The sequence below is a fragment of the Streptomyces sp. NPDC048650 genome, from assembly GCF_043199095.1.
In the GTDB taxonomy this organism is placed as follows: Bacteria; Actinomycetota; Actinomycetes; order Streptomycetales; family Streptomycetaceae; genus Streptomyces.
In genome coordinates this window covers 651,492-669,434 of record NZ_JBICVM010000003.1, presented here as the reverse complement: position 1 = coordinate 669,434, position 17,943 = coordinate 651,492, and the positions used below count along the sequence as shown (strand labels likewise).

17 protein-coding genes and 1 riboswitch are annotated in these 17,943 nt (G+C 73.2%); of the genes, 11 read left to right on the top strand and 6 right to left on the bottom strand.

Annotation, left to right across the window (positions count from 1 at the left end; genetic code table 11):
• Positions 1 to 20: 20 nt before the first annotated feature.
• Positions 21 to 2,099, bottom strand: coding sequence for a DHA2 family efflux MFS transporter permease subunit (locus tag ACGFML_RS12340; protein ID WP_393542688.1), 2,079 nt, complete (start codon positions 2,097 to 2,099; stop codon positions 21 to 23).
• Positions 2,100 to 2,700: 601 nt separating this feature from the next.
• On the opposite strand from ACGFML_RS12340, the gene ACGFML_RS12335 reads away from it, so the two are divergent.
• Positions 2,701 to 3,267 carry a peptidoglycan-binding protein gene (locus tag ACGFML_RS12335; protein ID WP_393542686.1) on the top strand — a complete coding sequence of 189 codons (567 nt, stop codon included), beginning with the start codon at positions 2,701 to 2,703 and terminating at the stop codon, positions 3,265 to 3,267.
• Between the two features lie 198 nt (positions 3,268 to 3,465).
• Entirely contained in the window at positions 3,466 to 4,128 is a 663-nt protein-coding gene (locus ACGFML_RS12330; RefSeq protein WP_393542684.1) for an HAD-IA family hydrolase, read from the top strand.
• A 54-nt stretch (positions 4,129 to 4,182) separates the two neighbouring features.
• Here ACGFML_RS12330 and ACGFML_RS12325 read toward each other — a convergent pair whose 3' ends face one another.
• Both ACGFML_RS12325 and ACGFML_RS12320 read right to left on the bottom strand, forming a co-directional pair.
• Positions 4,183 to 4,764: a TMEM165/GDT1 family protein gene (locus tag ACGFML_RS12325; protein WP_393542683.1), complete on the bottom strand. Its 582-nt coding sequence runs from the start codon at positions 4,762 to 4,764 to the stop codon at positions 4,183 to 4,185.
• A gap of 207 nt (positions 4,765 to 4,971) precedes the next feature.
• Positions 4,972 to 5,730, bottom strand: coding sequence for an ABC transporter permease (locus ACGFML_RS12320; RefSeq protein WP_393542681.1), 759 nt, complete (start codon positions 5,728 to 5,730; stop codon positions 4,972 to 4,974).
• A 212-nt stretch (positions 5,731 to 5,942) separates the two neighbouring features.
• On the opposite strand from ACGFML_RS12320, the gene ACGFML_RS12315 reads away from it, so the two are divergent.
• From ACGFML_RS12315 to ACGFML_RS12300, 4 genes are all read left to right on the top strand, one after another.
• Entirely contained in the window at positions 5,943 to 6,587 is a 645-nt protein-coding gene (locus ACGFML_RS12315) for an HNH endonuclease family protein (RefSeq protein ID WP_393542680.1), read from the top strand.
• A 343-nt stretch (positions 6,588 to 6,930) separates the two neighbouring features.
• Positions 6,931 to 8,856, top strand: coding sequence for an FAD/NAD(P)-binding protein (locus tag ACGFML_RS12310; RefSeq protein ID WP_393542679.1), 1,926 nt, complete (start codon positions 6,931 to 6,933; stop codon positions 8,854 to 8,856).
• A 61-nt stretch (positions 8,857 to 8,917) separates the two neighbouring features.
• Entirely contained in the window at positions 8,918 to 9,382 is a 465-nt protein-coding gene (locus tag ACGFML_RS12305; protein WP_393542678.1) for a DoxX family protein, read from the top strand.
• A 239-nt stretch (positions 9,383 to 9,621) separates the two neighbouring features.
• Positions 9,622 to 10,275, top strand: a complete 654-nt coding sequence (locus ACGFML_RS12300; RefSeq protein ID WP_393542677.1) for a DedA family protein — start codon at positions 9,622 to 9,624, stop codon at positions 10,273 to 10,275.
• A gap of 53 nt (positions 10,276 to 10,328) precedes the next feature.
• Here ACGFML_RS12300 and ACGFML_RS12295 read toward each other — a convergent pair whose 3' ends face one another.
• Positions 10,329 to 11,288, bottom strand: coding sequence for a universal stress protein (locus tag ACGFML_RS12295; RefSeq protein WP_393542676.1), 960 nt, complete (start codon positions 11,286 to 11,288; stop codon positions 10,329 to 10,331).
• Between the two features lie 184 nt (positions 11,289 to 11,472).
• Here ACGFML_RS12295 and ACGFML_RS12290 point away from each other — a divergent pair, with 184 nt between their 5' ends.
• Together ACGFML_RS12290 and ACGFML_RS12285 are read left to right on the top strand one after the other, a co-directional pair.
• Positions 11,473 to 12,630 carry a methyltransferase gene (locus ACGFML_RS12290; protein WP_393542675.1) on the top strand — a complete coding sequence of 386 codons (1,158 nt, stop codon included), beginning with the start codon at positions 11,473 to 11,475 and terminating at the stop codon, positions 12,628 to 12,630.
• A 179-nt stretch (positions 12,631 to 12,809) separates the two neighbouring features.
• Positions 12,810 to 13,466 (top strand): nucleoside/nucleotide kinase family protein, encoded by a 657-nt coding sequence (locus tag ACGFML_RS12285; RefSeq protein ID WP_393542674.1) that lies wholly within the window; start codon positions 12,810 to 12,812, stop codon positions 13,464 to 13,466.
• Between the two features lie 182 nt (positions 13,467 to 13,648).
• Here ACGFML_RS12285 and ACGFML_RS12280 read toward each other — a convergent pair whose 3' ends face one another.
• Both ACGFML_RS12280 and ACGFML_RS12275 read right to left on the bottom strand, forming a co-directional pair.
• Positions 13,649 to 14,365, bottom strand: coding sequence for a hypothetical protein (locus ACGFML_RS12280; protein WP_393542672.1), 717 nt, complete (start codon positions 14,363 to 14,365; stop codon positions 13,649 to 13,651).
• A 169-nt stretch (positions 14,366 to 14,534) separates the two neighbouring features.
• Positions 14,535 to 14,945, bottom strand: a complete 411-nt coding sequence (locus ACGFML_RS12275) for a hypothetical protein (RefSeq protein ID WP_393542670.1) — start codon at positions 14,943 to 14,945, stop codon at positions 14,535 to 14,537.
• A 99-nt stretch (positions 14,946 to 15,044) separates the two neighbouring features.
• On the opposite strand from ACGFML_RS12275, the gene ACGFML_RS12270 reads away from it, so the two are divergent.
• The 3 genes from ACGFML_RS12270 to ACGFML_RS12260 all read left to right on the top strand — a co-directional run bounded on the left by ACGFML_RS12270 (position 15,045) and on the right by ACGFML_RS12260 (position 17,887).
• Positions 15,045 to 15,572, top strand: coding sequence for a MarR family winged helix-turn-helix transcriptional regulator (locus ACGFML_RS12270; RefSeq protein ID WP_393542668.1), 528 nt, complete (start codon positions 15,045 to 15,047; stop codon positions 15,570 to 15,572).
• A 66-nt stretch (positions 15,573 to 15,638) separates the two neighbouring features.
• On the top strand, positions 15,639 to 16,487 hold the full coding sequence (locus ACGFML_RS12265; RefSeq protein WP_393542667.1) for an alpha/beta fold hydrolase: 849 nt from the start codon (positions 15,639 to 15,641) through the stop codon (positions 16,485 to 16,487).
• Between the two features lie 45 nt (positions 16,488 to 16,532).
• Positions 16,533 to 16,747: riboswitch (cobalamin riboswitch) on the top strand.
• Between the two features lie 30 nt (positions 16,748 to 16,777).
• Positions 16,778 to 17,887: a HoxN/HupN/NixA family nickel/cobalt transporter gene (locus tag ACGFML_RS12260; RefSeq protein WP_393542758.1), complete on the top strand. Its 1,110-nt coding sequence runs from the start codon at positions 16,778 to 16,780 to the stop codon at positions 17,885 to 17,887.
• The last annotated feature ends 56 nt before the right edge of the window (positions 17,888 to 17,943 follow it).

Genomic DNA, 17,943 nt, shown 5'->3' with positions numbered 1-17,943 from the left:
ACCGCCGGCCCGCCAGGACCTCAGTTCGCCACACCGGGCGGCCGCTGCACTCTGCGCGGGCTGCGCGGCGCGCTCTGTCGGGCGTCGCCGTTGTGCGGCTCCTCCCCGTCCGAGCCGCACAGTTCCGCCGTCAGCTCACGGACGAGCAGGGTCAGGTCGGTGGGGCGGTCCTTGGTCCACCAGTCGCCCAGCAGTTCCGCCAGTGACTCCTGGCGGGCGGCCGAAAGGCGGTCGGCCGTCTCGCGTCCGAGGTCGGTGAGCAGCAGCATCAGCCCCTCCCGTTCGGCGAGGCCGCGCTCCTCCAGCTGGCGGGTGGCCTCGGTGACCACACCGAGCGGCACATTGGTGCGTTCGGCGAGCAGGGCCGCCTCCACCGAGCCGTAGCGGTGGATGCGCAGCACCAACCAGCTGGCGGCCGGTTTGAGGTCGAGGCCGGCCCGCGCGGTGATCCTCTCGTAGATGTGCTTGCGGCCTTCGACGCTGCCCAGTTTGGACAGCGCGCGGGCGCATTCGTCGCGCGAGGAGCGCTCGACGGGGTTGGAGGAGAGCACCTCGCTGGTCTCGGGCGCGGTGACGCTGCGGCGCAGCGGTTCCTCCTTGAGGAACCAGGCCAGTGTGAAGGCGACGAGGACGACCGGGACGGCGTAGAGGAAGACGTCGGTGATGGAGAGCGAGTAGGCGTTGAGGACGTCGGCCGCCTGACGGGCCGGGAGGCGGCCGACGGTCCGCGGGTCCTCGGCGATCCTCGACGGATCGACGCCGGCCGGCAGTCGGTGCCCGGCGAGGACGTCGGCGATCCGCGGGCCGAGCTTGTTGGCGAAAACGGTGCCGAAGAGGGAGACGCCGAACGAGGCGCCGATGGAACGGAAGAAGGTGGCACCGGAGGTGGCGACGCCGAGGTCCTGGTAGGGCACGGCGTTCTGCACGATGAGTACCAGGACCTGCATGACCAGGCCGAGTCCGAAGCCGAAGACGAAGAAGTAGGCGCTCATTTCGGCGACGCCGGTGGCCGGGTCGAGCCGGTGGAGCAGCAGCAGGCCGACGGCCACCACGGCCGTACCGGCGATCGGGAAGACCTTGTAGCGGCCGGTGCGGGAGACGATCTGCCCGGAGCCGGTGGACGACAGCAGCATGCCCAGCACCATCGGCAGCATGTGCACACCGGACAGGGTCGGCGAGATACCCTGCACGACCTGCAGGAACGTCGGCAGGTAGGTCATCGAACCGAACATCGCGAAGCCGATGACGAAGCCGATGACCGCGCAGAGGGTGAAGGTGCGCAGGGCGAACAGCCGCAACGGCAGGACGGGTTCCGCGGCGCGGCGCTCCACCAGGACGAACGCGCCGAGCAGGAGGACGCCCACCACCCCGAAGCCCACGATCTGCCAGGAGCCCCAGGGGAAGCTCACGCCCCCGAGCGAGGTCATCAGGACGAAGCAGGCGGCGACGCCGGCGATCAGGACGGTGCCCAGGTAGTCGATCCGGTGCGGGGTGCGGCGGCGGGGGATGTGCAGGACGGCGGCGATGACGGCCAGCGCGACGATGCCGACGGGGACGTTGATGTAGAAGACCCAGCGCCAGCTGAGCTGGTCGACGAACAGCCCGCCCAGCAGCGGCCCCAGGACGCTCGTACCGCCGAAGACGGCGCCGAACAGGCCCTGGTACTTGCCGCGTTCCCGCGGCGGCACGATGTCGCCGACGATCGCCATCGACAGCACGATCAGGCCGCCACCGCCGAGGCCCTGGAGGGCACGGAAGCCGATCAGCTCGCCCATGTTCTGCGCGATGCCGCACAGCACCGAGCCGATCAGGAAGATCACGATAGCGGTCTGGAACAGCTTCTTGCGGCCGTACTGGTCGCCGAGCTTGCCCCACAGCGGGGTCGCGGCCGTCGCGGCCAGGAGATAGGCGGTGACGACCCAGGAGAGGTGGTCGAGGCCGCCGAGGTCGCTGACGATGGTGGGCAGTGCGGTGGCGACGATGGTCTGATCGAGCGCCGCGATCAGCATGCCGAGCAGCAGCGCGCCGATGGCGACGAGGACCGTCCGCTGGGACCGGCCCTCGCCGGGTATGACCGGAGCGCCGATGTCCTGCGCCATATGCGTCTCCCTCCGTTCGGGACGCCCCTCGCAGGGGGCGTCCCGCCCTTCACGTCCTCTCCATCGTGGTGGGTTCGACCCGATATGGCCCGCCGAGACCGGTCCGGCCCCCTCCGCCGCCCGACGGACACCCGGGGGATGCGCGGCGGATGTCCCGCGGTCCCTGTGCAGACCCGTGCGGGCTCTGGATAATCGCTGCCTGTTCGAGGGCTCCGCGGCTCCTTGGAGGCGACCATTCGTGACGGCCCAGACCTGCCCGCACTGCTTTGCCCCCGTGCGGGGCGACGGCCGTTCGACCTGCCTGTGCGCGGCGGTCGGCGCCGAGGACTTCGACCCGCTGCACGTCCGGCCCTATGTGTCGCTGAGCGATGCGGGGGAGACCCGGGACGGGGCCGCGGACGCGCCCGCCGGGTGGTGGGAAGGGGAGTTACCGACGCCCCCTGATACGCCTCGGGGCCTGGGCTCTCCCGCCCCTGCGGCGCCGCCCGTCGCCCCCCGGCCAGGCCGCGCGGGCCCCACTTCCAGGACGGTCGACTCGTCCGACGAACCGCCGCCCGCCCCAGCCGGCCGGCCGGCCCCTCGCAAACGCTCCTTACCGGCCGTGCTGGCGGCCGCCGGGGCGGCGCTGGCCGCCGCCGCGGTCCTGACCGGCGGCGACGCCCTGTCCGGCGGTGGGCGGGACCGGGCCGCGCCGCCCGACCAGGGCACGGCCGCACCCACCGCCGCCGTCCCCACGCAGGGCGGCCCGCGCCCCTCCGCGACCGGCGCCCCCGCCCCACCACCCACCGACCGGGCGCCGTCACGGCGCGCCGGAGCCCGCCCGGCCCCCGGGAACACGCTCACACTCCACCGGACGCCGGCGCCGCGCCCGCCTTCCCCCACCCGGGCCGCCGGCAGCGTCGGCGAGGCCCCCGCCGGGCAGCCGAGCGCCGCGCCGACCGGCCCGATCGTGCTGCGCGAGGGGTCGAGCGGCCCGGAGGTGGTGGAGCTTCAGGACCGGCTGCGGCAGCTGGGCGGCTATCCGGGCCGCGCCGACGGCCGGTACGGCGCGGACGTTCGGGACGCGGTGTCCCGCTTTCAGGGGGCGTACGGGGTGACGGGCGACGCCGGCGGGGTCTACGGGGAGCGGACCCGGGCGTCGCTGGAGTCGCGGACCGAAGAGCCGTAGCGGGTCGCCGGCCGGGGCCGGCACACGGGGCGGACACCGATGGTGACCAGGGGCGGTTGTCGGCACCCCGGACCGTTTTGTATCGTGTAGAAACAAAGTGGTTCCGCCCGCTTTCCCTGACCGGCGGGCGGAGCCGCTTGTTTCCGGTGCGCCGCGTTGCGCCCGCCCCGTCCGCCCGTAGCGCTCAGGAGCCCGCCGATGCCGGCCACCACCACGCTCACCGCCCGCGCCCTGCTGCTGGACATGGACAGCACCATCGTGAATTCCGAGGCCGTCGTCGAGCGCTGCTGGCGCCGCTGGGCGGCCGAGCAGAAGCTGGACGCGGACGAGGTGCTCAAGGTCGTGCACGGGCGCCAGGGCTGGGCCACCATGGCCGCGCTGCTCCCGGACCGCCCGATGGAGCGCAACCACGCGGACAACCGCCGGATGCTGGCACAGGAGACCGCCGACACGGACGGCGTGGTGCCGGTCCCCGGCGCGCCCGCCTTCATGGACGCGATAGCCGGACTGCCGCACGCCCTGGTGACCTCCGCCGACGTCGCGCTCTCCGACGCCCGGATGGGCGCGGCCGGGCTGACCATGCCGCCGGTACGCGTCACCGCAGAGGGCGTCAGCGCCAGCAAGCCCGATCCCGAGGGCTTCCTCAAGGGCGCCGCCGAGCTGGGCCACCGGCCCGAGGACTGCCTCGTCTTCGAGGACTCCGAGGCGGGCATCATGGCCGGCCGGGCCGCAGGAATGCGGGTCGTCGGAGTCGGCGACCGGGCCGCCGCGTTCGCACCCACCGTCCACGTGCCCGACCTGACCCACCTCCGCGTCGAGACGCGGACGGACGGCCTGATCGCCCTGCACGTCACCGCCTGAGCGGACCACCACGCCCCGGGCCGGGCGCAGGAGCCCGCGCCCGCCCGTGATGCCTCAGCCCGTGATCGCCTCGTACAGGCTGAAGGCCGCCAGCAGCACCATCACCGCCGCCGCGATCTTGGTGATCAGCTTGAGCGGTACGTACTTCATCAGCGTGCGGCCACCCAGGATGCCCAGCCCGGCCACGGCCCACAGGGCCAGGACGGCGCCGACGCCGACCGAGACGGGGTCGTCGTAACGGGCCGCGAGGTTGGCCGTCATGATCTGGGTCAGATCGCCGAACTCGGCCACCAGGATCATCATGAAGCCCGCCCCGGAGACCTTCCAGAAGCTCTGGTCGGCGGGCTTCTTCACCTCTTCCTCGTCGTCGTCCTTCTTGAACAGCAGGACGGCGGCACCCGCCAGGAAGAGCACCCCGACCACCGCTTGGACGAGGCGGTGCGGGAGCAGGGTGAGCACGCTGCCCGCGGCGATGGCGAGCGCGACGTGCACCAGGAAGGCGGCGGCGACGCCGACGAAGACGTAGGAGGCCCGGTAGCGGGTGCCGAGCATCAGGCCCGCGAGGGCGGTCTTGTCGGGCAGCTCGGCAAGGAAGACGACGCCGAACACCACGGCGGCGATGGTGAAGCTGAACACGGGGTGGATACCTCGATCGGTCGGGCCGCACCGAAAGGGGCCCGGGAAAGGGATCGCTTCGGCACGGCAGCGTCGAACACTGCGGCCGAAGGTCTCGCTGGCCCGACGCTTGCGTATCGGGCTCCGGGCGCCGGCTCGCCCCTCCCGTTGGGTCCGCGCGAGGCGCACTCGGGTGGGCGGGCAGTATGTCGACGGTCCGGCAGAGAGCTACTCCCCTTCTGCTGCCGTCAAGGGTACGCGGTGCATCCGTCCGCACGCGACCAGTTCCAGCACCGTCGCACAGGCCGTGGCCTGCACCGCGAGCAGGGCGACCAGCACGAACAGCTGCACCGCACCGGCCTGTACGGGCGAGGCGCCGCCCAGCAGCATCCCGACGAAGGCGCCGGGGAGTGTGACCAACCCCACGGTCCGGGTCTGGTCCAGCCCCGGAAGCAGCGCGTCCGACGCGGCCGGACGGGCCACCTCCATCCGCGCCTCGCGGTCCAGCAGCCCGAGCGCCAGCCCCGCCTCGAACTCCCCGTGCCGGGTCTCCAGCTCGTCCAACGCGCGCCGCCCGCCGAGGACGGTGGCGGTCAGCGCGCCGCCGATGAGGATGCCGGTGACGGGGATGAGGGTGAGGCCGCGCGGCGGGAGAAGGCCGGTGAGCAGCAGCAGGCCGACGACCGGCGCGACCCCGACGCCGATCGGCAGGGCGGCCCACCACCAGGTGCGGTTCTGGGTGATCCGGCGGCCCGCGGTGCGTACCGCCACCGCGAACATCAGCCCGAGGAAACACACCAGCCAGGGAAGTGCCCGGACCACCCAGCCGATGAGGTACGAGACGGCCGCCAACTGGGCGGCGGCCCGCAGGCCCGCGAAGGCGATGGCCCGGGCATGGCCCAGACGCGCCACGGCGGCGACGCCCACCGCGGCGGCCAGCAGGACGACGAGCACGACCCCGAGGGTGACGTTCACCGGCAGCAGCACGCGATCACTGTAGGGGGGCGCATCCGCGGGAGTGTCCCAACCGGCGTGCCCCGAGACATTCATGGCGGGTCGTCAGCCCGCACCGCCAGACCCTTGAACTGACGTGGGCATGTCGTCACTCTGTTACCTGGAGCCCACTCGGTGGAAACCCCACATCGCCACCATGGGCCCGCACCGCACGGCAACTTCCCCCCCACACCAAGGGAGTTTCGATGGCAAAGGTCTACGCGCGTCGAGCATCCATCGCCGCGGGCGCGGCCACGGCGCTGGTCTGCACGCTGCTGCTGAGCGGCCAGTCCGCCCAGGCCGCCCCGCCCAGCCCCCCGGACGCGGCCACCGCCCGCACCTACCTCACCCAGATCAAGGAGCAGGCCGAGGGCCCGCAGGACGGATACAGCCGCGACAAGTTCCCGCACTGGATCGACCAGGGAAAGAACTGCAACACCCGCGAGGTCGTCCTCAAGCGGGACGGCACGGATGTGCAGCAGGACGGCGGCTGCGCCGCGGTGAGCGGCAAGTGGGTCTCGGCGTACGACGGGGCGACCTGGACCCAGGCGTCCGACCTGGACATCGACCATGTCGTACCGCTGTCGGAGGCGTGGAAGTCCGGCGCCGCACAGTGGACGACGGCTCGCCGCCAGGAGCTCGCCAACGACCTGACGCACTCCCAGCTGATCGCGGTCACGGACAACGTCAACCAGGCCAAGGGCGACAAGGACCCGGCCAAGTGGCTGCCGTCGAAGACCTCGTACCACTGTGAGTACGCCCGGATGTGGGTGTCGGTGAAGCACACGTACGGCATGACGGCGGACGCCGCGGAGAAGGCCGCGCTGAAGAAGATCCTCGACGGCTGCTGAACCCTCCCGGTGCGGCACGCGCCCGCCGCCCGGTGAGGTGGGACGGCATCCGCCCGCCCGCCCGGCCGTGTGGCCGGACGGGCGGACGGGCGGACGGGCGGGCGGACGGACGGGCGACGGGCGGACGGACGGGCAGCGCGCGACCTGGGCCGGTCTGGTGGGTTTCGGTCGCTGGTGCGCTGGTTGCAGAGGTAAGGGACGGTCCGGGCGGTTGGCGCCAGCAGACCGCCCGGCGCCGGGCGGATCCCGCGGAATTGCGGTGCCCACCCGGGTGCCGGGCCCCGGGGTCGTGCGGTGATGATGGGGCGCACGTTCCGCCCCGCCGCCCCAGGGAGTGCCCCTCTTGGCCGCCGACCACATCGCCGACCGCTGCGCCCGTCCCGCCATCGCCGTCGTCGGCGCGGGGCCGCGTGGCACGAGTGTGCTGGAGCGGATCTGCGCCTCGGCCGCCGAACTGGCCCCCGGTGCCCGTCCGACCGTGCATGTGATCGACCCCGCGCCGCCCGGCCCCGGCCAGGTGTGGCGCACCGCCCAGGCGCCCGAGCTCCTGATGAACACCGTGGCGTCGCAGGTCACCCTGTTCACCGACGCGAGCGTGGAGTGCGCCGGACCGATCCGCACCGGGCCGAGCCTGCACGCCTGGGAGGGCTGCGACGTCGGCCCGGACGACTACCCGGGGCGCGCGCTGTACGGCCGCTATCTGGAGTGGTTCCACCGCGAGGTGGTGCGCACCGCCCCCGACACGGTGGCGGTCCTGGTGCACCGCGCGCGTGCGGTGCGTCTGACAGAGGCGCCCGACGGTACGCAGTCGCTCCACCTGGACGACGGGCACACGCTGCACGGCCTGGGCGCGGTGGTCCTCGCCCAGGGGCATCTGCCGGCGGCGGCCGGCCCGGAGCAGCAGCGGTTCGCCGACTACGCCGCCGGGCACGGTCTGCGGTATCTCCCGCCCGCCAACCCCGCCGATCTGACCGCGGAGCTGTCGGCGCTGGCCCCGGGCAGCCCGGTACTGCTGCGCGGACTCGGGTTGAACTTCTTCGATCACATGGCGCTGCTGACGACGGCCCGCGGCGGGCGGTTCGACCGGGGCGCCGACGGTGCGTTGGCCTACCGGCCGTCCGGGCGCGAGCCCCGGCTGTACGCGGGTTCCCGGCGCGGCGTCCCGTACCACGCGCGCGGCGACAACGAGAAGGGCGCGCACGGCCGTCATCTGCCGCTGCTGCTCACCGCGGACGTGATAGCCGCCTTCCGCAAGCGGGCCGCCGCCGGCGATCTGCCCGACTTCCTGACGGAGGTGTGGCCCCTGGTGGCCAAGGAGGTGGAGACGGTCTATTACGAGACGCTGCTGGTGCACCGCACGCGCCGCGGCGCCGCGGTGCGGGACCGGTTCCGCAGGCGGTTCCTGGCCGGTGCGCACGGCAGCCCCGAAGAGGCCGCCGCCCTCGATGCGTTCGGGATCGCACCGGCCGAGCGCTGGGACTGGGACCGGATCTCCCGGCCGCATGCCGGGCGGCACTTCGCGGGCCCCGCCGCCTACCGGGACTGGCTGCTGGCGCGGCTGCGGCAGGACGTCGCGGACGCCCGGCGCGGCAACGTCGCGGGCCCGGTCAAGGCGGCGTTGGACGTGCTGCGGGATCTGCGCAACGAGCTGCGGCAGATCGTCGACCACGGCGGGCTGCGGGGCGCCTCCCACCGCGACCATCTCGACCGCTGGTACACGCCGCTCAACGCCTTCTTGTCCATCGGTCCGCCTCGGCGCCGGATAGAGGAGCTGACGGCGCTGATGGAGGCCGGGGTGCTGGACGTGGTCGGGCCCCGCATGGAGGTGCGACCCGGCGTTCCCGACGGCCGGGGGGCGGGGTTCACGGCCCACTCTCCGGACGTCGCGGGGTCCGGGGTGACGGCGACGGCCCTGATAGAGGCGCGGCTGCCGGAGCCGGACGTGCGGTGCACCACCGACCGGCTGCTGGCCGGGCTGCTGGCCGACGGGGGCGGCCGGCCGCACACCGTGGACGGGTACCGGACCGGCGGGCTGGATGTGTCACCGAGCCCGTTCCATCTCGTCGAGGCCGACGGCCGGCGTCATCCCCGGCGTTTCGCGGTCGGGGTGCCGACGGAGGGCGTGCACTGGGTGACGGCGGCGGGGGCGCGGCCCGGGGTGGGCTCGGTCACGCTGGCCGATACGGACGCGGTGGCGCGGGCCGCGCTCCGGGCGGCGGTCGCGAGGCCGGCAGTTCGGCGAAATGTTGAACTTGCAAGCACTGATTAGGTGCCCCTAACCTATGCCTCCAAACGGTTCCCTCGTCCCCAGAAACCGTAGGAGTCACCTCATGTCCGCACCGCTCACCTCACTCACCCAGAGATCGACACCGCACATACTCGCGCTGTTCCGTGTCGTCGTCGGGCTGCTCTTCGCCTGCCACGGCGCGAGCTCGCTCTTCGGCGTCCTCGGTGGCGCCATGGGCACCGGCGCCACCGTCCCCACGGGCGCCTGGCCCGGCTGGTACGCCGCGGTCATCCAGCTCGCCGGCGGCGTCCTCGTGATGCTCGGCCTCAGCACCCGCCCGGCGGCGCTGATCAGCTCCGGCTCGATGGCGTACGCGTACTTCTCCGCCCACCAGGGCCAGGCACTGTGGCCGATTCAGAACGGCGGCGAGGCGGCCGCGATGTTCTCCTGGACGTTCCTGCTGATCGTCTTCGTCGGCCCCGGTGCCTGGTCGCTGGACGGCCTCTTCTTCGGTGACCGCGGGACGGTACGGACCCCGGCCGCGCAGCGCGAGCCGAGCGCCGCCTGACATCGCGGCACGACGACCAAGGAGCCCCGCCGGCTCCGGCATCCGCACGGCCCGTACGGCACACCCGCCGTACGGGCCGTGCGTGCGCAGCGGTCCCGCGACCTCGGGCCCGTGACCTACGCAACACCCGCCGCCCCAGGTCAGGCACCCTCCAAAGCCAGGCGTACGCTGTATGGCTGTAGAGCCGCCCCTGCCGCACCGAGCGACGTCGCGGCGGGGTCCGGACCGGGAGTGGCACGTTGTTGGAGAACCTGGGGTCCCTCAGTGGCACCCCCTGGGTATATGTGGTCGTCGGCCTCTCCGTCGTCCTGGACGTCTTCGTGCCGATCCTGCCCAGCGGGGTTTTGGTGATCGCCGCGGCCACCACCGCGGCCGGCAGCGGCACCGCCGCCGACGTGGTCGACCCGGTGCGTGCCGCCTCCGTCCACGGTGGGACGCACCTGGCCGAAATGGCCTCCCTGGTGCTCTGCGCGGCGACGGCCTCGGTGCTCGGCGACATGGTCGCCTACCGTCTGGCCTGGCGCGGCGGCGACCGCTTCGACCAGGCCATCGGCCGCTCCCGCCGGCTCTCCGCCGCGCAGGAACGTCTCGGCGCGGCCCTCACCCGCGGGGGCGGCGGCATCGTCGTCCTGGCCCGCTTCGCGCCCGCCGGACGCTCGGTCGTCAGCCTCGGCGCCGGCGTCGCGCACCGTACGGTCCGCGAGTTCCTCCCCTGGTCCGCGCTGGCCGGCCTGGTCTGGGCGGCGTACAGCGTGAGCCTGGGGTACTTCGGCGGGCAGTGGCTCGGCACGTCCTGGGTGAGCACCGCGCTGTCGGTGTTCGCCCTCTTCGCTGCGGGGTCGGCGGCGGTGTTCGTGATGCGACGCCCGGAGCGCCGCACGGCCGCCCACTGAGCCACCGGCAGGCGGCCGCGCCCCGCCCCGGTCGACCGTCGCCGGCCCCCGGGCTACGGCTGGTCCCGCCCCACCTCGCCCGTCCCCTCCGCTTCCCCTTCCCGCCCCGCTCCCTCTGGCCCCTCCGCTTCCGGGACGACCGCGATCGGGCAGAGCGCGTGCAGCAGCACGGCATGCGCCACCGTCCCCAGCCGCCGGCCGACCGGCAGCCTCCGGCGGCGCCGTGCGACCACGACCAGTTCACTGTCCTCGGACGCCGCCACCAGCTGACCGGCGGCGTCCGCGGCCCGCAGCTCCACCCGCACATCGACCTCCGGGTGACGCACCCGGTGCGGGGCGAGGGCGGCTGCCAGCTGGGTGCCGAGCGCGTCCTCGTACTGCTGCTGGGTGGCCTCGCTGGCCGCGACGTACTCGAACGCCGGCGGCATCAGCAGCGGCCAGGAATAGCCGGAGACGACCCTGAGCAGGGCACCTCGACGGCTCGCCTCGGCGAACGCGAAGCCGATCGCACCGGGCTCCTCGGACGAGGCGTCCACGCCCACGGTCACCTGCGCGACGGCCGGCGGTGCTCCCCCGCCCTCGTCGCGCCGGGCACCGCCGCGGTCGGGACGGGGCACCACCACGACCGGGCAGGCCGACTGAGCGGCGCAGGCCAGGCCGTTCGAGCCGAGCAGCAGACTGGCGAAGCCGCCCCTGCCGCGCGAGCCCAGGACGAGCAGCTGCGCCTCCGCGCCGAGTGCGGGCAGCTGGGTGGCGGTCAGCCCGCTGAGGCTGCGGAACTCGATGCCCGGCAGGCCCCAGGTCAGCGGCTGCGCGCGCAGCTCGTCCAGCACCGGGTCGCCGCCCCCGTCGTCGTCGGCGATCCGCGCGGCGGTGGCGTACGGCCAGACATGGACCACCTGGAGCGCCGCGGACCGCAGCCGCGCCGCCTCCCCCGCCCAGCGCAGCGCCCGCTCGCTGTCCCCGGATCCGTCCACGGCGACGATGACCGGAAGGCCGCTCTCGTCCGTCATTGACGCCCCCAGACCACCACGGAGCCGGTCGGCGCGATGCCATGGCTCGATTCGGGCTCTGCCTCCATCGTGCTCCCGCCCCGGTGCGGGCGACAGCGGAGGCGGGTCCGGCCCCGGCACGGAGTAAAGTCGACCGTCACCCTCCGCCAGGAGGGACCGAACCACTGACACGAGGCACATTTCGGTGAACTCTGCGCCGGTCGTCGCATGGACCGAGTCCGACGCGGCCCACTCCGCCCATTGGCGTTCCGAGAACGGCTCCCCGCCGCCCCGCCGGATCGTCGTCGCGGACGACCGCACCAAGGCCGACGACGCCTACAAGCTCGCCTGCGAAGGCACGGCGCTCCTGTGGCGCGGCGATTTCCACAACGCCCGCCAGCTGCTGACGGCGCTGGCCCGCCGTATCGACCGCCGGCCGCGCAGGACACCACCGGCCGACGTCACCCAGGCGTTCCACCTGCACCGCGCCGCCCAGAACCAGCGCGCCCGCATCCTGGGCATGCTGCTGGTCCCGCTCGACGCGTCCTACGCCGTCCCGCTGCACCGCGCGCCCGAGGTCCGCGAGGCCTGCACCAGGGCGTACGGCCCGCCGCCGGAACAGGGGGCCGCGGATCCCGAACCCGCCGGCTCCGTCCTGTCCCTGCGCGAACTGCTCGCCCTCATCGGCGCCAACGAATGGCGCCGCAAGGGCGTCGAGATCCCGGCGCTGGGCGGCGACCGGATCCATCCGCACTACGGCGTCTTCTCCCCCGCCCGCGGGGAATACGTCGACCTGGTGGCCGAGGCGCCGCTGCCCGGCCGGGAGCTGGCGTTCGACATCGGCACCGGTACGGGCGTGCTGGCCGCGGTGCTGGCACGGCGCGGCGTGCGCCGGATCGTGGCCACCGACCAGGACCCTCGCGCGCTGGCGTGTGCCCGCGAGAACACCGAACGGCTGGGCGTCGCCGGCCAGGTGGAGGTGGTCGAGGCCGACCTCTTCCCGGCCGACCGCGCCCCGCTGGTCGTCTGCAATCCTCCCTGGGTGCCCGCCAAGCCGACGTCCCCGGTGGAGCGCGCGGTGTACGACCCGGGCAACCGGATGCTGCACGGCTTCCTGGGCGGCCTGGCCGCGCATCTGGAACCGGGCGGTGAAGGCTGGCTGATCCTCTCCGACCTGGCCGAACACCTCGGACTGCGGCCGCACGACGAGCTGCTGGACGCCTTTGCCCGGGGCGGCCTCACGGTCCTGGACCGGCTCGACATCACGCCCCGGCACCCCCGCGCCCGCGATGCCTCCGACCCGCTCCATGTGGCGCGCGCGGCCGAGGTCACGTCCCTGTGGCGGCTGGGCGCCGCCGGCTGACACCGCGGCGCCGCGACCGGCGGTCACCGGTGGCCGGCCGCGGCGCTCCCGAACCCCGCTCTCCCGTCCTGGCGTTGCTCCGCGTACGGCTTCCGGACAGCCCGGTGCGGGGCGGCCGATGGGTCGCCCGGTGTGCGGCCACCGTCGTCCGGCGGCCGATCGGGCACGATGGACCCATCATGGATCCCCAGGACCTGCTGTCCCGCGCCCGCCGGCTCGCCGCCTCCGCGCACCCCGGCCGCCGCCGTCTGCTCGGCATCGCCGGGCCGCCCGGCGCGGGTAAGTCCACCCTCGCCGCGCATCTGGTGGCGGAGCTGGACGGCGAGGCCGTGCTCGTCCCGATGGACGGCTTCCATCTCGCCGGGGCGGAGCTGCGCCGCCTGGGCCGAACCGGGCGCAAGGGCGCACCGGACACCTTCGACGCCGCCGGTTACGCGGCCCTGCTGGCCCGCCTGCGCTCCCCGGAGCCGGACTCCGCCGTCTACGCCCCGGCCTTCGACCGCCGTCTGGAGGAGCCCGTCGCCGGGAGCATCCCCGTGGCGCCGCACATCCCGTTGGTGGTCACCGAGGGCAACTACCTTCTTCTCGACTCCGCGCCGTGGGCCCCCGTCCGCGCGCTGCTCGACGAGGTCTGGTACGTCGACCTGGGCACCCCGGAACGGGTGCGGCGGTTGGTCGACCGGCACGCGCGCTTCGGCCGCCCGCGCGACGACGCCGAACGCTTCGTCCGCACCTCGGACGAGGCCAACGCCCGTACCGTGGCGGCCGGCCGGGACCGCGCCGATCTCGTCGTCACCTTCGCCCCCGGCGAAGCGCCCCCGGCCCGGGGCGACTAGGGCCCGGGGCGACCAGGGCCCGTCCGACGGGTTGCTCGCAGCCCTTGTGGGAGCGGGGTGGCACTCACCGCCCGGTGACCGGTTACCGTCTGCCGTCTGCCGTCTGCCGTCTGCCCCGAGGCGGACAGCTCGGGGAGGGCGCACACCGCATGTTCGGAGAGCCAGGGCCGGCCGGGCAGGTCTTACTTGTGGGCGCTGATCACACCGCCGGCGCTCAGCACGATGTACACGCCGTTGGCGTCGACCCCGACGTCGTGCCCCTTCGTCTCCAACGTGGCGGCCACGCCCTCGAAGCCGGTGATCTGCGCGCGGTAGCGCAGCTCGCCGACCTTCGTGACCTTGGCCTTCCAGCCGCCCGCGAGCGTGAAGGTGCCCGGTCCCTGGTGCTCGCCGCCCATCCAGGAATGGATTTCGCCGCCCATCGTGAGCACGACGTACATACCGTTGGCGTCGAGCCCGGCGTCGGCGTCCTGCCCCGTCGTCTCCATCGTGGCCACGACCGAACCCTCGCTGACGATCTCGGCGCGGTAGCGCTGGGAGCCGAGGTCGTAGATCTTGGCCGTGCTGCCGTCCACCAGCTTCTGGGTGCGCACCGGGGATCCCGTATTCGCCTTGGCGGCATTCGTGCTGCCCGACTGCTTGCCCGCGGCGCCCGGCTTGGTGCCGGTCTTGGCATCGGAGCCCGCCTTGCCATCGGAGTCCTGCACTCCGGCGGAGGAGCCGGCGCCGCTGGACTCGGCGGCGGCCTTGCCCGATTCCGCGTGGGCCGCGGGCTTGGTACCGGTGGCGTCCGAGCCGGAGCAGGCGGTCAGGGTGAGGCCGGCGGCTGCGGTCAGAACCGCGGCGGCCATGCGCAGGGTGCGGCGACGGGCGGTGCGGGCAGTGGTGCTGGAGCTCATTGCGGGTCCCCCAGGGCGGTCCGTGTCGTTGTCTTCTCGGTACGTCACCCACTCTGACCGGGGCCGCTGTTGCCGGGCTGCCGCTCCGCTAACGTCCGGCTAACACGGACGTGAGGAGGGGGAGGAAGCCACGCGACCCGTCGGACACGTCTGGGCCCTGTCGGGTGGATCAGCGCACAGCGTCAGACGGACGACGGGAGTCTGCGGACACGTCCGAGGAATCGGTCAGCAGACCCACGACGGACAACGCGCCCCACCCCAGCGACACCGCCACCGCCTTCGCTTTCCGCTCGCGCCCCGGCAGGGTGGCGGCGAGCAGCACGGCGTCGCCGAAGTCCGCGGCGATGCGCACACAGGCCGCCGTGCGCAGCGACGGCCCCGCGGGAGCCAGCACCATCGCGAGTCCACTCGCCGCGTCGCGCCAGCCGAGCGGGCGCAACGCCGTCCGGGTCTCCCGCGCGGTGCGCCCCTCGTCGTCGACGAGCCCCGAGGGCCGGGCCAACAGGCCCGGCAGCGCCGTCACCGCCAGGCCGTACACCGCGGTGGCCGCTCCCACCGCGCGCAGCAAACGCACCGTCATCCGCCGCCCGCCTCCTTCCTCGTCGCCCCCGTCACCTCACCAACAGCCTTCCGCACGGACACCCTTCCCAAACGACATCTCCAGTGTCATCATGACATCATGAGTGTCGTTGAGTCGGGCGCCGGCGACGAGTCGGCCCCCACCGAAGAGCTGCTGTACGACGTCATACGGCGCCTGTGGCCCCTGCACCGCACGATCGTGCGCGCGGTGGAGCGGGAGCTGGAGGGCACGGGCATGACCGCCGGCGAGCACGCGCTGCTCGACGCGCTGCGCAGCCAAGGCCCGCGGACGGTGCCGCAGTTGGCCCGCTCACTGGGCCTCGACCGACAACCGGTACAGCGCTGGGTGAACCACGCTTCGGAGCTGGGCCTGGTCGTGACGGCACCCAACCCCGCACACCGCCGCTCCTCGCTGATCCGACTCACCGCCGAGGGCGGTGAGGTGATGCGCGGAATCCAGGAGTCCGAGGCCGGCGAACTCCGCCGCGGACTGACCGACCTGTCCGCGGACGACATCTCGACGACGCTGCGCGTACTCGACCGACTCGGCGAGGAATTCCGGCACCTGGCGGACGGCTCGCACGTTGCCCCAGAGGATCTCGACAACAAGGACAACCAACCCGAATAACCCCACCGGCCCACGCCGGGGACGGCCCGCTCCCCGTCCCCGCCCACACAAGGAAGTGCACGCAGCATGACCCACCCGTACAGCGCCTGGACCGAACTCGACAACGGCACCGTGCCGGTCAGGGATGGCGAGCTGTTCTACGAGACGGCCGGCGAGGGCCCGGCGGTGGTGCTGCTGCACGGCGGTGTGCTCGACCAGCGCATGTGGGACGAGCAGTTCTCCTGGCTGGTGGGCTCCGGCCACCGCGTGATCCGGTACGACTCCCGCGGCCACGGCCTGTCCTCCACCGTGGCCGGGGACTGGGCCAACCACGACGATCTCTGCGCCCTCCTCGACGCCCTGGATGTGCCGAGCGCCGTCCTCGTCGGCCTTTCGCACGGCGCCCGGGTGGCCCTCGACACCGCCGTCGCCCACCCCGAGCGGGTCGGCGCCCTGGCGCTCGCCTCCCCCGGGATCAGCGGCCGCGCCTTCACCGACCCGTTCATCCTGGAGCACATCGGCGCACAGGTGGCGGCGATCGGCGCACCGGACGGCATGGAGCGGTATGTCGAGCACTTCCTGCGGATGTGGGTGGACGGCCCGCACCGCGGACCGTCCGATGTCCATCCCGGGCTGCGCGAGCGGATGCGCGCCTCGGCCGCGGCGACGGTCGAGGTCCACGCCGACGGCATGGGTGCCGGTATGCCGGTCGAAGTCGGCGCCGCCGGCCGGCTGTCCGAGATACGGGTGCCGACGATCGTGTTCGACGGTGACCTCGACAGCACGGACATCGCCGCCAACGCCCACGCGATCACCCTCGCCGTCCCCGGCGCCCGCCGGATCCGGATACCGGCCGCCGCCCACATGGTCAACCTGGAGAACACCGTGCTCTTCGACCGCGAACTGCGGGCCTTCCTGTCGGCCTTGCCGCGCTGAGGGTCCGGCCGCCAAGGGGCCGTCGGTGACGTTCGGGGTCGGCGGTTAGAGTGGCTGTGCCGTGGTGTTCGGGAAGACCGGTGACGGACCTTGTGGTCCCAGACCGGAGCGGCCCTCGCCACTGTGATCGGGAAGTCTCCGTTCCTTCCGTACGCGCGTGAGCGCATACGGCGCCACTGACCGCAGCCCGCGGCCGGGAAGGCGGGAGCGGATGCGTGCACCCGTAAGCCAGGAGACCGGCCACGGCATCTCACGAACTGATCCACGAGGTGCTGGAGCGTGACCGACGGATGGCCCTGTCCACCGATACCCCGACGACCCCTGCCCCCGCCGCGTTCCGCTGGCGCCGGCAGGACACCGTCCGCACGGCGGGCCTGATCGCCGTCATAGCCGGGCTGCACGTCGTCGCCTTCGGCGTGCTCTTCCTTCTCGTGGTCCCGCACCGCTACACCGTGGGGAGCCAGGTCTTCGGCGTGGGGCTCGGCATCACCGCCTACACCCTCGGCATGCGGCACGCCTTCGACGCGGACCACATCGCGGCCATCGACAACACCACCCGCAAGCTGATGGCCGACGGCAAGCGGCCGGTCTCGGTGGGCTTCTGGTTCGCCCTCGGCCACTCCAGCGTGGTCGTCGCGATGGCCGCCCTGGTCGCGGGCGGCGCCCAGCTCGCGGGCACCCTGCTCAACGATCGGTCCCGCACCCACCAGATCCTGGGCACCGTGGGCACCACGGTGTCCGGAAGCTTCCTCTACCTCATCGCCGCCCTCAACCTCATCGCGCTGGCCGGGATCTGGCGGGTCTTCCGCGGTCTGCGCGAGGGCCGCTTCGACGAGGCCGAGCTGGAGCAGCGGCTCGATTCGCGCGGCTTCATGAATCGCGTCCTGGGCCGGTTCACCCGCTCCATCTCCCGCCCGGGCCAGATGTTCCCGCTGGGCTTCCTCTTCGGGCTCGGGTTCGACACGGCGACCGAGGTCACGCTGATGGTGATGGCGGGCAGCGGCGCCGCGGCCGGTCTGCCCTGGTACGCCGTGCTGTGCCTGCCGCTGCTGTTCGCCGCCGGAATGAGCCTCTTCGACACCCTGGACGGCACCTTCATGAACTTCGCCTACCAGTGGGCGTTCTCCAACCCGGTGCGCAAGGTCTACTACAACCTCACCATCACCGGCCTGTCCATCGCCGTCGCCTTCCTCATCGGCACGATCGAGCTGGTCACCGTCCTGCACGACAAACTCGGCCTCAACGACGCGGTGACCGGCTGGATTTCCGGCCTCGACCTCGACAACGTCGGCTTCATCATCGTCGGCCTGTTCGTGCTGGTGTGGGCGGCGGCACTGGCGTACTGGCGGCTGGCCGGGGTCGAGAAGCGCTGGGCAACGCGGGCAACGTCGGGCTCCTGACCCCCGGGCAACGCCCGGGCGGCGTCGGGCTCCTGACGCCCGGCCGGTGAACCGGC

Coding starts and splice junctions, on each gene's coding strand:
- ACGFML_RS12340 (WP_393542688.1), bottom strand. CDS start 2,099: ATGGCGCAGGACATCGGCGCTCCGGTCATACCCGGCGAGGGCCGGTCC.
- ACGFML_RS12330 (WP_393542684.1), top strand. CDS start 3,466: ATGCCGGCCACCACCACGCTCACCGCCCGCGCCCTGCTGCTGGACATG.
- ACGFML_RS12315 (WP_393542680.1), top strand. CDS start 5,943: ATGGCAAAGGTCTACGCGCGTCGAGCATCCATCGCCGCGGGCGCGGCC.
- ACGFML_RS12305 (WP_393542678.1), top strand. CDS start 8,918: ATGTCCGCACCGCTCACCTCACTCACCCAGAGATCGACACCGCACATA.
- ACGFML_RS12295 (WP_393542676.1), bottom strand. CDS start 11,288: ATGACGGACGAGAGCGGCCTTCCGGTCATCGTCGCCGTGGACGGATCC.
- ACGFML_RS12285 (WP_393542674.1), top strand. CDS start 12,810: ATGGATCCCCAGGACCTGCTGTCCCGCGCCCGCCGGCTCGCCGCCTCC.
- ACGFML_RS12280 (WP_393542672.1), bottom strand. CDS start 14,365: ATGAGCTCCAGCACCACTGCCCGCACCGCCCGTCGCCGCACCCTGCGC.
- ACGFML_RS12275 (WP_393542670.1), bottom strand. CDS start 14,945: ATGACGGTGCGTTTGCTGCGCGCGGTGGGAGCGGCCACCGCGGTGTAC.
- ACGFML_RS12270 (WP_393542668.1), top strand. CDS start 15,045: ATGAGTGTCGTTGAGTCGGGCGCCGGCGACGAGTCGGCCCCCACCGAA.
- ACGFML_RS12265 (WP_393542667.1), top strand. CDS start 15,639: ATGACCCACCCGTACAGCGCCTGGACCGAACTCGACAACGGCACCGTG.
- ACGFML_RS12260 (WP_393542758.1), top strand. CDS start 16,778: ATGGCCCTGTCCACCGATACCCCGACGACCCCTGCCCCCGCCGCGTTC.